Raw genomic sequence first — 17728 nt, forward strand, 5'->3', positions numbered from 1 at the left:
GGCTCTCGGCGTGGCGGCTCAGACCGCGTACTTCTCGTGCGGGAACGCCCGTTCCCACACCGCCTCGAAGGCCGTGGAGACCAGGCGGACGACCTCGGGCTCGGTCCGGACCTCCCACTTGGGGTCGGCCCATTCGCCGTCGCCGGTGAAGTGGTTGAAGAGGACCGTCTTCCGGTCGAACAACCAGAGGTCGTTCCCTGGTAGGGCGAGGTCGGAGGCCAGGCGGCGGGGCAGCCAGCGGACCTGCTCGCCGGCGTGGACGTTGACCTCGGTGATGGTGTGCTCGTACTTGATGTAGTCCGTCACCGGCTCCGAGACGATGCGAGCGCGCCGCATGGCGACGCCCCGCCCGATGGTCCTGCGCACCAGATCGACCCACGGCGCCCATCGCTCCGACGCCGGGTCCGTGTCGCACACGCCCGTCCGCTTCCAGGACGCGAAGTCCTCGGCCTCGGTGCCGACCCCGTACACGTCCCGCATTTCGAGGTGCACGGCCTGGAACTCGGCCGTCTCCACCAGCTCAAAGAAGCCCGGTTCGCTCTGCGACATCGCATGCCTCCTTCAGCATCGGCACCATGCGGAAAGGCATCCGGACCACTGACTCGTGCGGCGGGATGCCGCGTGCGTGCCCGGGCGCCTCGAACGCCGCGCACTCCGCTTCGAGTTCCGCATCCGGCTTGAATCCCTGGAGCACGAGCTCCCGTTGACTCTCGTCCACCCAAATGGTGGGAGACCCCTCCCGTCCGGTCTCCGGATCGATCCCGATGAACCGTAGCGCCATGTCAGCCTCCCGAGCCGACGAGGGTTACACCGACTTGCACACACGACCATCCCGCCGCCCGTCCCACACCGTCAACGGCGCACTCCAGCACCTGAGGTCACCACCCCACGCCCCCCCTGCGCCCCCTGGGCAAAAAACAATGCAAGCACGCTTGCTTGTTTTACGGGGCGCTGCCATGCTCCGGGACACACCGCCGTGTCCCGACCCGACCGAGGGGGAGCGCCCCGTGTCCGATCCGACCGCCGCCGTGCTCGACGACCTGCGCGCCGAGGGGGACGAACTCGACCGGCTCGTCGCGAAGTTGGACCCGGACGCGTGGCGGACGGCGACCGCCGCCCCCGGGTGGACCATCGCCCATCAGATCGCGCACCTGGCCTGGACCGACGGGGCCGCGCTGCTCGCCGTCACCGACGCGGACGCGTTCGCGGCGGAGGTCGAGAAGGCCGCCGCCGCCCCGGACACCTTCGTCGACGAGGGTGCCGACGCGGGCGCCCGGCTCGCCCCCGACGAGCTCCTCGGCCGCTGGCGGCACGGCCGGGCACGACTGCGCGAGGCCCTGGAGGCGGCGCCCGCCGGGGCCCGCTTCCCCTGGTACGGCCCGCCCATGTCCACCGCCTCCATGGCCACCGGCCGGCTGATGGAGACCTGGGCGCACGGCCAGGACGTCTGGGACGCGCTCGGCCGCACCCGCGAGCCCACGGACCGCCTGCGCCACGTGGCCCGGATCGGGGTGCGGGCCCGGGACTTCGCCTTCGCGGTACGGGGTCTCGCCGCGCCCGGTGAGGCGTTCCGGGTCGAGCTTGCCGCCCCGGACGGACAGGGGCTGTGGACGTACGGGCCCGAGGACGCGCCCCAGCGCGTCACCGGCCCCGCCCTCGACTTCTGTCTCCTGGTCACCCAGCGCGTCCACCGCTCCGACACTGCCGTACGCGCCGAGGGCGCCGACGCCGACCGCTGGCTCGACATCGCCCAGGCCTTCGCGGGCCCGGCGGGCCCCGGGCGCGCGCCCAAGGGGGCCTGATGCCCGACCCCAGCCCCCGGCCCCTGCGCATCGCCAACGCCTCCGGCTTCTACGGCGACCGCTTCGACGCCCTGCGCGAGATGCTCACCGGCGGGCCGCTCGACGTGCTCACCGGGGACTACCTCGCCGAGCTCACCCTGCTCATCCTCGGCCGCGACCGCCTCAAGGACGCCCGCCTCGGCTACGCCAAGACGTTCCTGCGCCAGCTGGAGGAGTGCCTCGGGACCGCCCACGAACGCGGGGTGCGGATCGTCACCAATGCGGGCGGGCTCAATCCCGCCGGACTCGCGGACGAGATACGGGAGTTGGCCGCCAGGCTCGGCCTCCCCGTGCGCGTCGCCCACGTCGAGGGCGACGCCCTCCCTCCCCGCCCTGGCGGCCTCACCGCCCACGCCTACCTCGGCGGCACTGGCATCACCGCCTGCCTCGCGGCCGGGGCCGATGTCGTCGTCACCGGGAGGGTGACGGATGCCGCCCTCGTCACCGGCCCGGCCGCCTGGTGGCACGGGTGGGGGCCCGAGGAGTACGACGCGCTCGCCGGGGCCGTCGTCGCCGGGCACGTCCTGGAGTGCGGGACCCAGGCCACTGGCGGCAACTACGCCTTCTTCCACCACCATGACCTCCGCCGCCCCGGCTTTCCCCTCGCCGAGATCCACGCCGACGGCACCAGCGTCATCACCAAGCACCCCGGTACCGGCGGCACCGTCGACCTCGGCACCGTCACCGCACAGCTCCTCTACGAGACCGGGGGCGCCCGGTACGCCGGGCCCGACGTCACCGCCCGGCTCGACACCGTACGGCTCGCACAGGACGGGCCCGACCGGGTGCGGATCAGCGGCGTGCGCGGGGAGGCGCCGCCGCCCACTCTCAAGGTGGGCCTGTGCCGCATCGGCGGGTGGCGCAACGAGGTCGTCTTCGTCCTCACCGGGCTGGACATCGAGGCCAAGGCCGACCTCGTCCGGGCGCAGATCGAGGACGTGTTCCACAGGGCCAAGTCCCGGCCCGCCGAGATCTGTTGGGAGCTCGCGCGCACCGATCACCCCGACGCCTCCACCGAGGAGACCGCGAGCGCGCTCCTGCGCCTCGTCGTCCGCGACCCCGACCCGGACGCCGTCGGCCGTACCGTCAGCGGCGCCGCCATCGAACTGGCCCTCGGCAGCTACCCGGGCTTCCACGTCACGGCCCCGCCCGGAAAGGGCGCGCCGTACGGGGTGTTCGAGGCGGAGTACATCCCGGCGGACGAGGTCACGCACATCGCCGTTCTGCCCGATGGCGTACGGGAGGTGCTGCCCCATTCCGTACGGACACGGGCACTGGAGCCCGTCGTCGAGCCCACGCAGCCCGCGCCGCTGCCCCACGGCCCCACCCGGCGCGCTCCCCTCGGGCTCGTCGCGGGGGCCCGTAGCGGGGACAAGGGCGGGGACGCCAACGTCGGTGTGTGGGTGAGGTCCGATGACGCCTGGCGATGGTTGGTTCATGCGCTGACAGTTGAGCGATTTCAGGAGTTGATACCTGAAAGTCGTCAGCTGAAAGTCGTCCGACATCAGCTGCCCAACCTCCGCGCCCTCAACTTCACCGTCCACGGCCTCCTCGGCGAGGGCGTCGCCTCTCAGGCCCGCTTCGACCCCCAGGCCAAGGCGCTCGGCGAATGGCTGCGCTCGCGCCACCTGGACATCCCGGAGGCGCTGATGGACCTGGAGGCACTCATGAACCCGGAGAACCCGGAGAACCCGGAGAACCCGGAGAACCCGGAGAACCCGGAGAACCCGGAGAACCCGGAGAACCCGGAGAACCCGGAGAACCCGCAGAACCCGCAGAACCCGGAGGCCCGGCCGTGACCGTTCTGCCCACCGCCCTCGACACCGGCGGTCCCGAGTACGCCGCCCACCGCGACGCCATGCTCGCCAAGCTGGCCGAGCTGGACGCCGAGCACGCCAAGGCGCTCGCCGGAGGCGGCCCCAAGTACACCGAACGGCACCGGGGGCGCGGCAAGCTGCTCGCCCGCGAGCGCATCGAGCTGCTCGTCGACCCCGACACCCCGTTCCTGGAGCTGTCGCCGCTCGCCGCCTGGGGGAGTGACTACCCCGTCGGCGCCTCGATGATCACCGGGATCGGGGTCGTCGAGGGGGTGGAGTGCCTGATCACCGCCAACGACCCGACCGTGCGGGGCGGAGCCTCCAACCCGTGGACGCTGAAGAAGGCGCTGCGGGCCAACGAGATCGCGTACGCCAACCGGCTGCCCTGCATCAGCCTCGTCGAGTCCGGCGGCGCCGATCTGCCCTCCCAGAAGGAGATCTTCATCCCGGGCGGGGCGCTGTTCCGCGACATCACCCGGCTCTCCGCCGCCGGGATCCCCACCATCGCGGTGGTCTTCGGCAACTCGACCGCCGGCGGCGCGTACGTGCCCGGGATGTCCGACCACACCGTCATGATCAAGGAGCGGTCGAAGGTCTTCCTCGGCGGGCCGCCGCTGGTCAAGATGGCCACCGGCGAGGAGAGCGACGACGAGTCGCTCGGCGGCGCCGAGATGCACGCCCGCACCTCGGGCCTCGCCGACCACTACGCCGTGGACGAGCGGGACGCCCTGCGCCAGGCCCGGCGCATCGTCGCCCGCCTCAACCACCGCAAGGCGCACCCGGATCCGGGCCCGTCCGTCCCGTACGAGCCGCCCAAGTACGACGAGGACGAGCTGCTCGGTATCGTGCCGGGCGACCTGAAGACGCCCTTCGACCCGCGCGAGGTGATCGCCCGGATCGTCGACGCCTCCGACTTCGACGAGTTCAAGCCGCTCTACGGGCCGAGCCTGGTCACCGGCTGGGCGCGGCTGCACGGCTACCCCGTCGGCGTCCTCGCCAACGCCCAGGGCGTGCTGTTCAGCGCCGAGTCGCAGAAGGCCGCCCAGTTCATCCAGCTCGCCAACCAGCGCGACATCCCGCTCCTCTTCCTCCACAACACCACCGGTTACATGGTCGGCAAGGAGTACGAGCAGGGCGGCATCATCAAGCACGGCGCGATGATGATCAACGCGGTGAGCAACTCGAAGGTGCCCCACCTGTCGGTGCTCATGGGCGCCTCCTACGGCGCCGGGCACTACGGCATGTGCGGGCGCGCCTACGACCCCCGGTTCCTCTTCGCCTGGCCCAGCGCCAAGTCCGCCGTCATGGGGCCGCAGCAGCTCGCGGGCGTCCTGTCGATCGTCGCCCGCGCCTCCGCGCGGGCCAAGGGGCTGCCGTACGACGAGGACGCGGACGCCGGGCTGCGCGCCATGGTCGAGCAGCAGATCGAGGCCGAGTCGCTGCCGGCGTTCCTGTCCGGGCGCCTGTACGACGACGGGATCATCGACCCCCGCGACACCCGCACGGTCCTGGGCATCTGTCTGTCCGCCGTCCACACGGCCCCGGTCGAAGGCGCGCGCGGCGGCTTCGGCATCTTCAGGATGTGAGGCGCTGATGATCCAGTCCGTACTTGTCGCCAACCGGGGCGAGATAGCCTGCCGGGTCTTCCGCACCTGCCGTGACCTGGGGATCTTCACGGTCGCCGTGTACTCCGACCCGGACGCGCCGCTGCCCCACGTCCGCGAGGCCGACGCGGCCGTGCGGCTGCCGGGGGCCACGCCCGCCGAGACGTATCTGCGCGGGGACCTCGTCGTGAAGGCGGCCCTCGCGGCGGGCGCGGACGCCGTGCACCCCGGGTACGGGTTCCTCTCCGAGAGCGCCGACTTCGCGCGGGCGGTCCTCGACGCCGGGCTCACCTGGATCGGCCCGCCGCCCGCCGCCATCGAGGCGATGGCCTCCAAGACCCGCGCCAAACAGCTGATGGCGGCGGCCGGGGTCCCACTGCTCGCCCCCGTGGACCCGGCGAAGGCCACCGACGCCGACCTGCCGCTCCTGCTGAAGGCGGCGGCGGGCGGCGGCGGGCGCGGCATGCGCGTCGTACGCGAACTCAAGGCCCTGTCAGAGGAGGTGGAGGCCGCGTCCGCCGAGGCGCGGTCCGCCTTCGGGGACGGCGAGGTGTTCGCCGAGCCGTACGTGGAGCGCGGCCGGCACGTCGAGGTGCAGATCATGGCCGACGCGCACGGCACCGTCTGGGCGCTCGGCACCCGCGACTGCTCGCTCCAGCGCCGCCACCAGAAGGTCATCGAGGAGGCCCCGGCGCCCGGCCTGCCCGAGACCCTGCGCACCAGGCTCCGCACCGCCGCCGTGACCGCCGCCCGGGCCGTCTCCTACCGGGGCGCGGGCACGGTCGAGTTCCTGGTCGACGCCTCCGGCCGGGCGTACTTCCTGGAGATGAACACCCGCCTCCAGGTCGAGCACCCGGTGACGGAAGCCGTGTTCGGGGTCGATCTGGTCGCGCTCCAGCTCCAGGTCGCCGAGGGCGCCGCCCTGCCCGCCGAGCCACCCGGGCCGAGCGGGCACGCCGTCGAGGCGCGCCTGTACGCGGAGGACCCGGCGGGAGGCTGGACCCCGCAGACGGGCGTCCTGCACCACCTCTCCCTGCCCGACGGCATCCGCCTCGACCGGGGATACGGCGACGGCGACACCATCGGCGTCCACTACGACGCCATGCTCGCCAAGGCGATCGTCCACGCCCCCACCCGCGCCGCCGCCGTCCGCACCCTCGCCCGCGCTCTCGAGCTGGCTCGCGTCCACGGCCCGAAGACCAACCGCGACCTGCTCGTACGCTCCCTGCGCCACCCCGACTTCACCTCCGGCCGCGTCGACACCGGCTTCTACGACCGCCACCTCGACGCCCTCACCGAGCCCCGCGCGGGCGAGGCGCACGCGGCCCTCGCCGCCGCCCTCGCCGACGCGGCGGGCCGCGCCTCCCGCTTCGGCGGCGGCTGGCGCAACCTGCCGTCCCAGCCGCAGACGAAACGGTACGGCGACCACGAGATCCGCTACCGCCTCACCCGGGACGGACTCCTCGCCGAGGGCTTCCCGGACGTACGCCTGGAAGCGGCCGAGCCCGGTCGCGTACGCCTCGAAATCGACGGAGTCGCACGGGACTTCCACGTCACCCGCTACGGCGACCAGGTGTACGTCGACACCGCCACCGGCTCGTACGCCCTCACCGCACACCCCCGCTTCACCGACCCCAGCGAACTCGTCGCCCCCGGATCCCTGCTCGCCCCCATGCCGGGCGTCGTCGTCAAGGTCGCGGACGGGCTCGCCGAAGGGGCCCGGGTCACGGCGGGGCAGCCACTGATCTGGCTGGAGGCGATGAAGATGACCCACCCCATCGCCGCCCCCGCCTCCGGCACGCTCACCGCACTCCACGCCGCCCCCGGCCGCCAGGTCGAGGTCGGCGCCCTGCTCGCCGTCGTCCAGGACGCCCCCGAAGCACAGGAGGACCAGCCGTCATGACCGGAGCACGCAGCAGCGCCATCGAGAGCCGGGAACTCAAGGACCTGCGGGCCGCCGTCGCCGCCCTGGGGCAGCGGCACGGCCGGGGACACGACCGCGAGGCGCTGTGGGCCGAGGCCGCCAAGCTCGGCTACCTCGGGGCGAACCTGCCCGAGGAGTACGGCGGCGGAGGCGGCGGCATGGCCGAACTCTCCATCGTCCTGGAGGAGTTGGGGGCGGCGGGCTGTCCTCTCCTCATGATGGTGGTCTCGCCCGCGATCTGCGGCACGGTCATCGCCCGCTTCGGCACCGAGGAGCAGAAGCGCACCTGGCTGCCGGGGCTCGCGGACGGCTCGCGGACCATGGCGTTCGGCATCACCGAGCCCGACGCCGGCTCCAACTCGCACCGCATCACCACCACCGCCCGGCGCGACACCGAGACCGGCGGCTGGATCCTCACCGGCCGCAAGGTCTTCATCTCCGGCGTCGACATCGCGGACGCCACCCTGATCGTCGGCCGCACCGAAGACGCCCGTACGGGCAGCCTCAAGCCCTGCCTGTTCATCGTCCCCCGCGACACCCCCGGCTTCGGGCGCACACAGATCGACATGGAGCTCCAGGCCCAGGAGAAGCAGTTCGAGCTGGTCCTCGACGAGGTGCGGCTGCCCGCCGAGTCGCTCGTCGGCGACGAGGACGCCGGGCTGCTCCAGCTCTTCGCCGGGCTCAACCCCGAGCGGATCATGACCGCCGCCTTCGCGATCGGCATGGGCCGGTACGCGCTGGGGCGAGCGCTCACGTACGCGCGCGAACGGCAGGTGTGGAAGCAGCCCATCGGCGCCCACCAGGCCATCGCCCATCCGCTCGCCCAGGCGCACATCGAGCTGGAGCTGGCGAGGCTGATGATGCAGAAGGCCGCCGCGCTCTACGACGCGGGCGACGACACGGGCGCGGGCGAGGCCGCCAACATGGCCAAGTACGCGGCCGCCGAAGCCTGTGTCAAGGCCGTCGACCAGGCCGTGCACACCCTCGGCGGCAACGGCCTCACCCGCGAGTACGGGCTCGCCGCGCTGATCACGGCGGCGCGGGTGGCCCGGATAGCGCCGGTCAGCCGCGAAATGATCCTCAACTATGTCTCGCATCAGACGCTGGGGCTTCCCAAGTCCTACTAGCCGTACTAGGACGTGCCCCCATGGTCTTCCACAGCGAGTACGCGGCCGTCCCGGTCGTCGACGAGCCCATCCACCAGGCGGTCCTCGGGCACGCGGCGCCCCGCTACGGCGCCGCCACCGCCCTCATCGACGGCACGGACCCGACGGGCGCCACCTCCGTCTCGTACGCCCTGCTCGACATGCGTCACCGCCGGGTCGCCGCGGCGCTCGCCGAGGCCGGGCTGCGCAAGGGCGACGTCCTCGCCCTGCACAGCCCCAACTCGGTCCTCTTCCCCGCCGTGTTCTACGGGGCGACGCGCGCCGGGGCGTCGGTGACCACCGTCCATCCGCTGGCCACGGCCGAGGAGTTCGCCAAACAGATCGCGGACTCCAAGGCCCGCTGGATCGTCACGATCGCGCCACTTCTGGAGACGGCCCGCCGCGCCGCCGAACTCAGCGGCTGCATAGCGGAGATCTTCGTCTGCGACCGGGCGGACGGCCACCGCTCGGTCCTCGACATGTTCGCCTCCACCGCCCCCGAGCCCGACGTGGAGATCGACCCCGGCGAGGACATCGCCGCCCTGCCGTACTCCTCGGGCACCACCGGCGTCCCCAAGGGCGTGATGCTCACCCACCGCTCGATCGCCACCAACCTCGCCCAGCTCGCCCCGCTCGTCCCCATGAAGCCCGGCGACCGCATCCTCGCCGTCCTGCCCTTCTTCCACATCTACGGCCTCACCGCGCTGCTCAACGCCCCGCTGCGGCACGGAGCCACCGTCGTGGTGCTGCCGCGCTTCGAGCTCGGCCAGTTCCTCACCACCATCGAGCGCCACCGCATCACCGGGCTGTACGTGGCCCCGCCGATCGTGCTCGCCCTCGCCAAGCATCCGGCGGTCGCGCAGTACGACCTCTCCTGCCTGGAGTACATCGTCAGCGCCGCCGCCCCGCTGGACGCCCGGCTCGCCGCCGCCTGCTCGGCCCGGCTGGGGCTCCCGCCGGTGCGCCAGGCGTACGGGATGACCGAACTCTCGCCCGGCACCCACGCCGTACCGCTGTCGGCCGCAAACCCGCCGCCCGGCACCGTCGGCAAACTGCTGCCGGGCACCGAGATGCGCCTGCTCTGCCTCGACGACCCCGGCCGCGACGCGGCCCCGGGCGAGCCCGGCGAGATCGCCATCCGGGGCCCGCAGGTCATGAAGGGCTACCTCGGCCGCCCCGAGGCCACCGCCGAAATGATCGACGCCGACGGCTGGGTGCACACCGGCGACATCGGCCACGTCGACGCCGACGGCTGGCTCTTCGTCGTCGACCGGGTCAAGGAACTGATCAAGTACAAGGGCTTCCAGGTCGCCCCCGCCGAGCTGGAGGCGCTCCTCCTCACCCATCCCGCCGTCGCGGACGCGGCGGTGGTCGGCGTCCACGACGAGGACGGCACCGAGGTGCCGTGCGCCTACGTCGTACGGGCGCCGGGCACCCCGGAGCTGACCGCCGAGGACGTCATGGCGTACGTGGCCGAGTGCGTCGCCCCGTACAAGAAGGTCCGCCGGGTGGAGTTCATCGGCGCGGTACCGCGCGCGGCCACCGGCAAGATCCTCCGCCGGGAGCTGCGCGACCGTAGGGAAGCCAGGGAAGCCAGGGAAGCCAGGGAAGCCCGGGAGAGCCGGAAGGGCACCGCATGACCACTGTCGTCCACCGCTCGCGGGACCGGGGCATCACCACCCTCACGCTGGACTCGCCCGCCAACCGCAACGCCCTGTCGGCCGCGCTCGTCGGCGAGCTGGGCGCGGCGCTGGCGGACTGCGCCGGGGACCCGGGCGTACGGGCCGTGCTGCTCACCCACACCGGCTCCACGTTCTGCGCGGGCGCCGACCTCAGGTCACCGGCCGACCCGGCGGCCTTCGTGGCGCTGCTGCGGGCCGTGGTCGAACTGCCCAAGCCCGTCGTGGCACGGGTGACCGGGCACGTACGGGCAGGAGGGCTCGGGCTGCTGGGGGCCTGCGACATCGCGGTGGCGGGCCCCGACTCCACCTACGCCTTCACCGAAGCCCTGCTCGGGCTCGCCCCCGCCGTGATCTCCATGCCGCTGCTGCCCCGCATGGACCCGCGCGCCGCCGGGCGCTACTACCTCACCGGGGAACGGTTCGGGGCGGCCGAGGCCGTACGGGCCGGGCTGCTCACGGAGGCGGCCGACGACGTGGACGCGGCCCTCGCCCCGGTCCTGGACGGGCTGCGCCGGGCCTCCCCGCAGGGCCTGGCCGCATCGAAGGCACTGGTCACGGCTACCGTGGTGGAGACCTTCGACCGCTGGACGGAAGATCTGAGCGCGCGTTCGGCGGCCCTGTTCGCCTCCGCCGAGGCGAAGGAGGGCGTGACGGCGTTCCTGGAACGACGGGAGCCCCCATGGGTGTTGTGACCTCGGCGACTGCCTCCGCGAAGGGCCCCAACCCGCCGAAGCAGGACCGCAGCCGGCTCACCCGGCAGCGCCTCCTGGAGGCCGCGGTGGCCTGCCTGGCCGAACACGGCTGGGCGGGCTCCACGGTGTCGGTCGTCGCGGAACGCGCCGGCGTCTCACGCGGCGCGGCCCAGCACCACTTCCCCACCCGGGAGGACCTGTTCACGGCGGCCGTCGAATACGTGGCCGAGGAGCGCTCGTCGGCCCTGCGCGCCCTGGGCCCCACCGACCGCCACACCGTGGTCGCCAGCCTCGTCGACCTCTACACCGGCCCGCTGTTCCGGGCCGCCCTGCACCTGTGGGTGGCCGCCGCCAACGAGCCCCAACTGCACGCCCGGGTACGGGAGCTGGAGGCCCGCGTGGGCCGCGAGTCGCACCGCATCGCGGTGGCGCTGCTGGGCGCGGACGAGTCGGTCCCCGGCGTACGCGAAACGGTCCAGGGCCTCCTCGACATGGCCCGCGGCCTGGGCCTGGCCAACCTGCTCACCGACGACGGGGCGCGGCGCGCCCGGGTCGTGGCGCAGTGGGCGGAGCTGGTGGACGAGGCGCTGGAGCGGGCATGAGAACGGGGGCCGGGCGTGTGCCCGGCCCCCGTACCCGCCCTGCCGACTACGCGTTGTTGTCCGCGTCCTCGCACATCTTGGCCTTCTTGCGCAGGGCCTCGGCCTGCTGGTGCTTCTTGGCGGCGGCGGTGCGCTCGCCCATCGCCTTGAGCTCGGCGGCCTGGCGGTCCAGCTGGTCGGCCTGCTGGCGCAGTTCGGCCGGCTTGCAGATGATGACACCGGCCTGCGCGGCGGGCGCGACGGTCACGGCCAGGCCACCGGCGAGCAGCGCGGCGGACAGAACAGCGGTCACAGTACGACGCATGAGTGGTACTCCAAATCCCGGGCCCGAAGAGCCCGTTGTGGGGGGGACTGGTACGCGAAAACCCTATCGAATCGGGACCGCGAGTCGATCATGGGGGTTGCGGCGGCGGCACATACACGTGTGGCGCCGCCCCCGTCCTCGGGGCGACGCCACACGTACAGACCTACGGAACCGGGGCTCAGGCCCTGATGTCCCCGTACCCCTCCACCTCGCGCGGGTCGCGCGGGCCAGGCCCCATGTAGCGGGCCGACGGGCGCACCAGGCGGCCCGTCCGCTTCTGCTCCAGGATGTGGGCCGACCAGCCCGCCGTACGGGCACACGTGAACATCGACGTGAACATGTGCGCCGGGACCTCCGCGAAGTCCAGCATGATCGCCGCCCAGAACTCCACGTTCGTGGCGAGCACGCGGTCGGGGCGGCGGGCGTGCAGCTCCTCCAGGGCGGCCTTCTCCAGCGCCTCCGCGACCTCGAAGCGCGGCGCGCCCAGCTCCTTGGCGGTGCGGCGCAGCACGCGGGCACGGGGGTCCTCGGCGCGGTAGACGCGGTGGCCGAAGCCCATCAGACGCTCGCCCTTGTCGAGGGCCTTCTTCACGTACGCCGTGGCGTCGCCGGTCCGCTCGATCTCCTCGATCATGCCGAGGACGCGGGAGGGGGCGCCGCCGTGCAGCGGCCCGGACATCGCGCCCACCGCGCCGGAGAGCGCGGCGGCGACGTCGGCGCCGGTGGAGGCGATGACGCGGGCGGTGAACGTCGAGGCGTTCATGCCGTGCTCGGCGGCCGACGTCCAGTACGCGTCGACGGCCTTCACGTGCTTGGGGTCCGGCTCGCCGCGCCAGCGGATCATGAACCGCTCGACGACGGACTCGGCCTTGTCGATCTCGCGCTGCGGCACCATGGGCAGCCCCTGCCCGCGCGCCGACTGGGCGACGTACGACAGCGCCATGACGGCGGCGCGCGCCAGGTCGTCGCGGGCGGTGCGCTCGTCGATGTCGAGCAGCGGCTTCAGCCCCCACACCGGGGCGAGCATCGCGAGCGCGGACTGCACGTCGACGCGGATGTCCCCGGAGTGGACGGGGATGGGGAACGGCTCGGCGGGCGGCAGCCCGGGATTGAAGGCGCCATCGACGAGCAGCCCCCACACGTTCCCGAACGACACATGGCCGACGAGATCCTCGATGTCGACGCCTCGGTACCGCAGAGCACCGCCTTCCTTGTCGGGTTCGGCGATCTCGGTCTCGAACGCGACGACTCCTTCAAGTCCGGGTACGAAGTCGGACATCAGGCGGCTCCTCGTGATGCGTGCGACAGCTGCGGGATTTGGGTCGGGCAGGGGGCGCCCCTTCCCCCGTGATGCCCCGTGCGGTGGAAAGTCACCCACCGGGTCGTAGGGGGGCCACAGTGGCCCAGCGGAGAGTTTGGCGGGTTCCACGGGTGCGGGGAAGCGTGACATCCGGCACACTGCCCCATTTGCCGCGCGGAGGGTTGGCGACCCTCCGTGCCGGGAAAACTGACACGCCGTGCCATGCGAGGAAGGGAGCCCGGGCGCGCCCGCGCATTCCTGCGGCAGGATGACGCCGTGACCGATCACGACCCCGCCGCCATGCGCCGTCAGTACCGCACCACGCTCCTGGACGAGACGGACCTCGCCGCCACCCCCATGGCCCAGTTCGCGCGCTGGTTCAAGGAGGCCGTCACCGGCGGCCTGCACGAGCCCAACGCCGTCGTGGTCGCCACGGCGACCCCCGACGGCCACCCGTCGACGCGCACGGTCCTGCTCAAGGCCTACGACGACCGGGGCTTCGTCTTCTACACGAACTACGCGTCCCGCAAGGCCCGGGAGCTGGCGGCCAACCCCCATGTCTCCCTGCTCTTCCCCTGGCACCAGCTCTCCCGCCAGGTCATCGTGACGGGCACGGCGGAGCGGGTCCCGCGCGAGGAGACCGAGACGTACTTCCGCACCCGCCCGCACGGCTCCCAGCTGGGCGCCTGGGCGAGCGCCCAGTCCACGGTGATCGCCTCCCGCCGGGAACTGGAGACCCACTACGAGGAGTTGGCGACCCGCTACCCCGAAGGCGCCGAGGTCCCGGTCCCCCCGGAGTGGGGCGGCTTTCGGATCGTCCCGGAAACGGTGGAATTCTGGCAGGGTCACGAGAACCGCCTCCACGACCGCCTGCGCTACGTCCCGGCGCCCCCGGAGGCCTGGCGAGTGGAACGCCTCGCTCCGTAGGTCTCGGTCCTCGGTCCCGGGCATGCAGAAACCCGCGGGCTCGGGTTCCTCCGAAGAGAAGCCGGCCGGACGTACCGGCGAGCCCGCGGGTCGGTGACTGCTGGGAATTTCGGCCGGCGACGAGCCGGCACTGCACAAAGAGTGCGACTGGCAGGCGCTAGCCCGCAGTCACCTCACGCGTCCGGTTGGAAATCACTTCCGGATCACCTCCTTTCTTCGCTGAACAACACACTAGACAGGCCTCTGGGGCGCCTCAACCGATTTTCGGGGGTCTCTTTTTCGAGGCGCCGCATGAGCAGCCGGAGACCAGCGAGGGTGGGCCTGACCGTGGGCCTAACCCAGTGCCGACGCCAGGTCCAGGGCCGCTCCCACCCGGACCGCCACGCTCTCCGCGAACTCCGCGTCGGGGCGTTCGAAGGCCGGGCGGCCGGGGCCGCGCAGGAACGTGAGGACGCCCAGGGTTCGGCCCCGGCTGCGCAGGACCGTGCACAGCGCGTGCCGGGAGTCCGCCGGCCACTGCCGGTCCTCCGCCCAGCTCCGGGCGTCCGCTCCCGCGCTCGCCCGCACCGAGCCGATCCGGTCGACGGCCTGGAGGGCGGGGTGGCCCGGCGCGTAACGCACCGGGATGCCGCCGCCCGACACCGGTGCGACCGGGCCCGGCGCGCTCGCGGGCGACGCCGCCGTACGCACCAGACGCTCACCCACCGCCACATCGACCAGCGCGTGCTCCGCGAACCCGGCGAGCGCGAAGTCCAGGTACGCCATCGCCGCCTCCGACGGGTCCTCGCACTCCGCCGCCGTACGCGCCGCCCGGTACAGCTGGTTCCAGCGGAACCGCAGCCGGTCCGCCTCCTGCTCGGCCAGCTTCGCGGCGGTCACGTCCTGGAAGAGCCAGGCGACCCCCAGCGGCACCGGCTCCTCCGCCAGCGGCGAGGCCAGCCGCAGGAAGCCGGTGCGCCAGCAGCGCCGCCGCTCGCCCTCGGCGGTGCGCAGCGTCACCCACAGCTCGGCGGGCGAGGCGGGCGCGCCCTCCGCGAGGACGTGGTGGAGCGCGCCCTCCAGCTCCTTGACGCCCTGCACGATCAGCTCGCCCAGCGGCCGCCCGAGCAGGGTGGCCCGCCCGGTGCCGAGCGCCCGCGCCGCGTACGCGTTGACGACCGTGGGCCGCAGGTCCACGTCCACCAGGACCACGCCCCAGGACCCGTCCTCGAACAGCGCCTCACTCAGCGCGATCGACCGCTCCAGGTCGATCTGCGCGTGCACCTCGCTGAACGCGCAGTACACGCCCGCCGGTCTGCCGTCCGCGCCCCGGACCCCGGCCGACTGCGTCCGTACGAGAACGCGCCCGCCGTCCCTCGTCAGCAGCGCGAACTCGTGCACCTGGCGGCCCGGCGCGTTCATCGCGGCCATCAACCGGGCCTCCACCTCACCGGCGTCGGCGGCCCGTACCGCCCACCCGGCGAAGCCCTGGCGGCCGACGGCCTCCTCGGCGCTCCAGCCGAGGATCCGCTCGGCCTCGCGGTTCCAGTGCGTGACCGCACCGCCCGCGTCGAATGCGCAGAGCGCGGCGTCCATGCCGTCGAGCAGCGCGGCGAGCAGGTCGCCGCCGTGCTCGGGCTCGGGCGCCGGCGGACCGCCGGGGTCGTCGTCGTGTCCCCGGTCCGGCTCGTCGGGACCGAGGGCGTGGGTGGTCTCACTCCGGGAAGCACTCATCCTGGTACCCCCTGCAGGACGTGTCGTCGCGTCACACCGACGCACCGACCCTCGTCGGATCATTCAACTGGAACGTGACGCATCCCACATCGACTTCCCGGAAATCCCTTCACGGGAGGGATCGTTTTTCGACGCGGGCGGCGGTCGGCAACCGGGCCCACCGGCTCACTCGCCGAACTCCGCGCGCCAGCGCACCTCCCCGTCCTGGCGTTCGCCGGTCGGTGCGAGCCCGGCGGCGCGCGCGACGGCCGCGGACGCGGTGTGATCGGGGTGGATGTGCGCGACGAAGTCCCGTACGCCGTGGGCGCGCAGCCCGTCGACGAGAGCGCGGGCCGCCTCCCGGGCGAGCCCCCGCCCCTGCCAGGGCGTCCCCACGACCCAGGCGATCTCCGCCGTACCGCCCTCCACAGTGGCCTGGACCGTACCCACCAACCGGTCCTCCTCGCGCAGCCGCACCACCCAGTTGAGCCAGCGCACCCCCGGGTCAGGCGACCCGGCGGTCATCCGCGCGTACCGCGCGCGCAGCCGCTCGGCGGTGTCCGGCGCGCCGCCGATGAAGCGGTGCAGGGCGGGGTCCCCGAGCACCCGGGCCATCTCCTCGGCGTGCTCCACCCTCAGGGGCTCCAGCTCGGTCCGCGCCCCCGAAAAGACCTTTCCCGCCGCACCCTCTTCGAACATAGTGACGCTCATGACCTCACTTGTACGGCACGTGACGTTCGACTGCACCGACGCCTACGCCCTGGCCACGTTCTGGGCGGCGGCCCTCGACGGCAAGCTCTCCGACGAGGACTTCCCCGGCGACGAGGAGGCGCTGGTCACCAGTGAGGGCGCCGCCCTCCTCTTCGTGACCGTCCCCGACGCCAAGGCCGTGAAGAACCGCGTCCACCTCGACCTCCAGCCCCAGGACCGCACCCGCGACGAGGAGGTCGAACGCCTTCTCACCCTCGGCGCCACCCTGGTCGGCGACCACCGCCGCCCCGACGGCACGGGCTGGGCCACCCTGGCCGACCCGGAGGGCAACGAGTTCTGCGTGGAGCGGAGCGCGGGGGAGCGGGCGGGACAGTAGCGTCCGAGGGGGGCGTTTTCCCGGGGCTGTGCCCCCGGGCCCCGGGCGGGGCCTGCGGCCCCGCACCCCGCTTTCGGGGCTGCGCCCCGGATTCTGTTCGTCTGCGGGTCAGTGGGGGTTGCTCGCGCAGTTCCCCGCGCCCCTACTGGGCGCCCCTGCGGGGCGATCACACGTATCGGCCCCGCAGGGGCGTCTTCAGGGCGCGGGGCTGTGACAGTTGCGGCTCCGCCGCGCGGGCGCGACAAGCCCCCACCGGCCCGCGGACAAAACCACGCCCCCGCACGGCCTCAGTGCCGGAAGAAGATCCGGTCCCCGTACTCCGTCAGCACGCGCCCGTTCCACTCGTGCCCGCCGTCCACGTTCCCGGAGCGCAGCAGCGGCGGCTCGATGCCGCGTTCCGCGAGGGACTCGGCGGCCGCGGCCATCATCGCCTGCATCAGGGCGCTCGTGACGACCGTCGACGCGGGCGCGAACGGGGCCGGGATCGAGGCGTGGGTGAGTTCCGCGTCGCCGATCGCGATCTTGCTGTCGAGGACGATGTCGCAGTGGTCGCGCAGGAACGTGCCGGAGGCGTGGCGCGACTTCGTGCCCTCGGTGTACGCCAGCGACGTGACGCCGATGACCTTCAGGCCCAGAGCGCGCGCGTTCATCGCCATCTCGACCGGCAGGGAGTTGCGGCCGGAGAGGGAGACGATCACGAGGACGTCGCCGGGCTTGGCGGGGCTGGAGTCGAGGACCGCGCCCGCCAGACCGTCCACCCGCTCCAGGGCGGAGCCCAGCGTCGCGGGCGTCACGTCGACCCCGACCGTGCCGGGCACGGCGAGCAGGTTCATCAGGGCGAGGCCGCCCGCCCGGTACACCACGTCCTGCGCGGCCAGCGAGGAGTGACCGGCGCCGAAGGCGAAGAGGCGGCCGCCCGCCGCGACGGTGTCCGCGATCGCGGTCCCGGCGGCGGCGACGTTCCCGGCCTCCTCGTCCCGTACCCGCTGGAGCAGCCCGATGGCGGCGTCGAAGAACTGACCGGCCAGTTTGCTCTCGCTCATCGCCTGGACCCTTTCCGGGGGATGCGTGGGGGAATACTCGGGGGAGGGAATGTCCGTGCCGCCGCACA

Annotated in this window: 17 protein-coding genes; 10 read left to right on the forward strand and 7 right to left on the reverse strand. The window is 73.0% G+C overall.

From position 1 onward, the window contains the following. Positions 1–18: 18 nt before the first annotated feature. Positions 19–549 carry a DUF6879 family protein gene (locus AB0G17_RS17090; RefSeq protein ID WP_361382453.1) on the reverse strand — a complete coding sequence of 177 codons (531 nt, stop codon included), beginning with the start codon at positions 547–549 and terminating at the stop codon, positions 19–21. After that, on the reverse strand, positions 521–781 hold the full coding sequence (locus tag AB0G17_RS17095) for a hypothetical protein (RefSeq protein ID WP_361382456.1): 261 nt from the start codon (positions 779–781) through the stop codon (positions 521–523). Before AB0G17_RS17095 ends, AB0G17_RS17090 begins: the two co-directional genes overlap by 29 nt. Before the next feature lie 226 nt (positions 782–1007). On the opposite strand from AB0G17_RS17095, the gene AB0G17_RS17100 reads away from it, so the two are divergent. The 8 genes from AB0G17_RS17100 to AB0G17_RS17135 are packed head-to-tail and all read left to right on the forward strand — an operon-like array spanning position 1008 to position 11307. After that, the gene (locus tag AB0G17_RS17100) at positions 1008–1802 is read left to right on the forward strand and encodes a TIGR03084 family metal-binding protein (protein WP_361382459.1); all 795 of its coding nucleotides are present in this window, start codon (positions 1008–1010) and stop codon (positions 1800–1802) included. Next, positions 1802–3640: an acyclic terpene utilization AtuA family protein gene (locus tag AB0G17_RS17105; RefSeq protein WP_361382462.1), complete on the forward strand. Its 1839-nt coding sequence runs from the start codon at positions 1802–1804 to the stop codon at positions 3638–3640. Before AB0G17_RS17100 ends, AB0G17_RS17105 begins: the two co-directional genes overlap by 1 nt. Beyond that, positions 3637–5244 carry a carboxyl transferase domain-containing protein gene (locus AB0G17_RS17110; RefSeq protein WP_361382465.1) on the forward strand — a complete coding sequence of 536 codons (1608 nt, stop codon included), beginning with the start codon at positions 3637–3639 and terminating at the stop codon, positions 5242–5244. The genes AB0G17_RS17105 and AB0G17_RS17110 overlap by 4 nt, the downstream gene beginning before the upstream one ends. A gap of 7 nt (positions 5245–5251) precedes the next feature. Further along, entirely contained in the window at positions 5252–7165 is a 1914-nt protein-coding gene (locus AB0G17_RS17115; protein WP_361382468.1) for a biotin carboxylase N-terminal domain-containing protein, read from the forward strand. Next, entirely contained in the window at positions 7162–8313 is a 1152-nt protein-coding gene (locus AB0G17_RS17120) for an acyl-CoA dehydrogenase family protein (protein WP_361382471.1), read from the forward strand. Before AB0G17_RS17115 ends, AB0G17_RS17120 begins: the two co-directional genes overlap by 4 nt. 20 nt (positions 8314–8333) lie before the next feature. Further along, positions 8334–9971, forward strand: a complete 1638-nt coding sequence (locus AB0G17_RS17125) for an AMP-binding protein (RefSeq protein ID WP_361382473.1) — start codon at positions 8334–8336, stop codon at positions 9969–9971. Continuing rightward, positions 9968–10705 carry an enoyl-CoA hydratase family protein gene (locus AB0G17_RS17130; protein WP_361382476.1) on the forward strand — a complete coding sequence of 246 codons (738 nt, stop codon included), beginning with the start codon at positions 9968–9970 and terminating at the stop codon, positions 10703–10705. The genes AB0G17_RS17125 and AB0G17_RS17130 overlap by 4 nt, the downstream gene beginning before the upstream one ends. Further along, on the forward strand, positions 10693–11307 hold the full coding sequence (locus AB0G17_RS17135) for a TetR/AcrR family transcriptional regulator (protein ID WP_361382479.1): 615 nt from the start codon (positions 10693–10695) through the stop codon (positions 11305–11307). Before AB0G17_RS17130 ends, AB0G17_RS17135 begins: the two co-directional genes overlap by 13 nt. 46 nt (positions 11308–11353) lie before the next feature. Here AB0G17_RS17135 and AB0G17_RS17140 read toward each other — a convergent pair whose 3' ends face one another. Both AB0G17_RS17140 and AB0G17_RS17145 read right to left on the reverse strand, forming a co-directional pair. Then, a complete protein-coding gene (locus tag AB0G17_RS17140) occupies positions 11354–11611 on the reverse strand; it encodes a hypothetical protein (protein WP_361382482.1) in 258 nt (85 codons plus the stop codon). A gap of 178 nt (positions 11612–11789) precedes the next feature. Continuing rightward, entirely contained in the window at positions 11790–12890 is a 1101-nt protein-coding gene (locus tag AB0G17_RS17145) for a citrate synthase 2 (protein ID WP_361382485.1), read from the reverse strand. Between the two features lie 321 nt (positions 12891–13211). Between AB0G17_RS17145 and pdxH the strand changes: the two genes are divergently transcribed. Continuing rightward, positions 13212–13838 carry a pyridoxamine 5'-phosphate oxidase gene (pdxH, locus tag AB0G17_RS17150; protein ID WP_361382869.1) on the forward strand — a complete coding sequence of 209 codons (627 nt, stop codon included), beginning with the start codon at positions 13212–13214 and terminating at the stop codon, positions 13836–13838. Between the two features lie 333 nt (positions 13839–14171). On the opposite strand, the gene AB0G17_RS17155 is transcribed toward pdxH, so the two are convergent. Together AB0G17_RS17155 and AB0G17_RS17160 are read right to left on the reverse strand one after the other, a co-directional pair. After that, positions 14172–15551: a PAS domain-containing protein gene (locus AB0G17_RS17155; RefSeq protein WP_361382488.1), complete on the reverse strand. Its 1380-nt coding sequence runs from the start codon at positions 15549–15551 to the stop codon at positions 14172–14174. A gap of 165 nt (positions 15552–15716) precedes the next feature. After that, positions 15717–16229 (reverse strand): GNAT family N-acetyltransferase, encoded by a 513-nt coding sequence (locus AB0G17_RS17160; RefSeq protein WP_361382872.1) that lies wholly within the window; start codon positions 16227–16229, stop codon positions 15717–15719. A gap of 10 nt (positions 16230–16239) precedes the next feature. Here AB0G17_RS17160 and AB0G17_RS17165 point away from each other — a divergent pair, with 10 nt between their 5' ends. After that, positions 16240–16617 carry a VOC family protein gene (locus AB0G17_RS17165; protein WP_361382491.1) on the forward strand — a complete coding sequence of 126 codons (378 nt, stop codon included), beginning with the start codon at positions 16240–16242 and terminating at the stop codon, positions 16615–16617. 287 nt (positions 16618–16904) lie between these two features. Here AB0G17_RS17165 and AB0G17_RS17170 read toward each other — a convergent pair whose 3' ends face one another. Continuing rightward, positions 16905–17660 (reverse strand): SIS domain-containing protein, encoded by a 756-nt coding sequence (locus AB0G17_RS17170; RefSeq protein WP_361382494.1) that lies wholly within the window; start codon positions 17658–17660, stop codon positions 16905–16907. Positions 17661–17728 lie beyond the last annotated feature (68 nt).

Source organism: Streptomyces sp. NPDC023838 (genome assembly GCF_040639555.1).
Classification (GTDB): Bacteria; Actinomycetota; Actinomycetes; order Streptomycetales; family Streptomycetaceae; genus Streptomyces.

Bases quoted from the DNA above. Each gene is read 5' to 3' on its own strand.
- AB0G17_RS17140 (WP_361382482.1), bottom strand. From the start codon at position 11,611: ATGCGTCGTACTGTGACCGCTGTTCTGTCCGCCGCGCTGCTCGCCGGT.
- AB0G17_RS17120 (WP_361382471.1), top strand. From the start codon at position 7,162: ATGACCGGAGCACGCAGCAGCGCCATCGAGAGCCGGGAACTCAAGGAC.
- AB0G17_RS17135 (WP_361382479.1), top strand. From the start codon at position 10,693: ATGGGTGTTGTGACCTCGGCGACTGCCTCCGCGAAGGGCCCCAACCCG.
- AB0G17_RS17155 (WP_361382488.1), bottom strand. From the start codon at position 15,551: ATGAGTGCTTCCCGGAGTGAGACCACCCACGCCCTCGGTCCCGACGAG.
- AB0G17_RS17090 (WP_361382453.1), bottom strand. From the start codon at position 549: ATGTCGCAGAGCGAACCGGGCTTCTTTGAGCTGGTGGAGACGGCCGAG.
- pdxH (WP_361382869.1), top strand. From the start codon at position 13,212: ATGCGCCGTCAGTACCGCACCACGCTCCTGGACGAGACGGACCTCGCC.
- AB0G17_RS17160 (WP_361382872.1), bottom strand. From the start codon at position 16,229: ATGTTCGAAGAGGGTGCGGCGGGAAAGGTCTTTTCGGGGGCGCGGACC.
- AB0G17_RS17115 (WP_361382468.1), top strand. From the start codon at position 5,252: ATGATCCAGTCCGTACTTGTCGCCAACCGGGGCGAGATAGCCTGCCGG.
- AB0G17_RS17145 (WP_361382485.1), bottom strand. From the start codon at position 12,890: ATGTCCGACTTCGTACCCGGACTTGAAGGAGTCGTCGCGTTCGAGACC.
- AB0G17_RS17095 (WP_361382456.1), bottom strand. From the start codon at position 781: ATGGCGCTACGGTTCATCGGGATCGATCCGGAGACCGGACGGGAGGGG.
- AB0G17_RS17125 (WP_361382473.1), top strand. From the start codon at position 8,334: ATGGTCTTCCACAGCGAGTACGCGGCCGTCCCGGTCGTCGACGAGCCC.
- AB0G17_RS17105 (WP_361382462.1), top strand. From the start codon at position 1,802: ATGCCCGACCCCAGCCCCCGGCCCCTGCGCATCGCCAACGCCTCCGGC.
- AB0G17_RS17130 (WP_361382476.1), top strand. From the start codon at position 9,968: ATGACCACTGTCGTCCACCGCTCGCGGGACCGGGGCATCACCACCCTC.
- AB0G17_RS17165 (WP_361382491.1), top strand. From the start codon at position 16,240: ATGACCTCACTTGTACGGCACGTGACGTTCGACTGCACCGACGCCTAC.
- AB0G17_RS17170 (WP_361382494.1), bottom strand. From the start codon at position 17,660: ATGAGCGAGAGCAAACTGGCCGGTCAGTTCTTCGACGCCGCCATCGGG.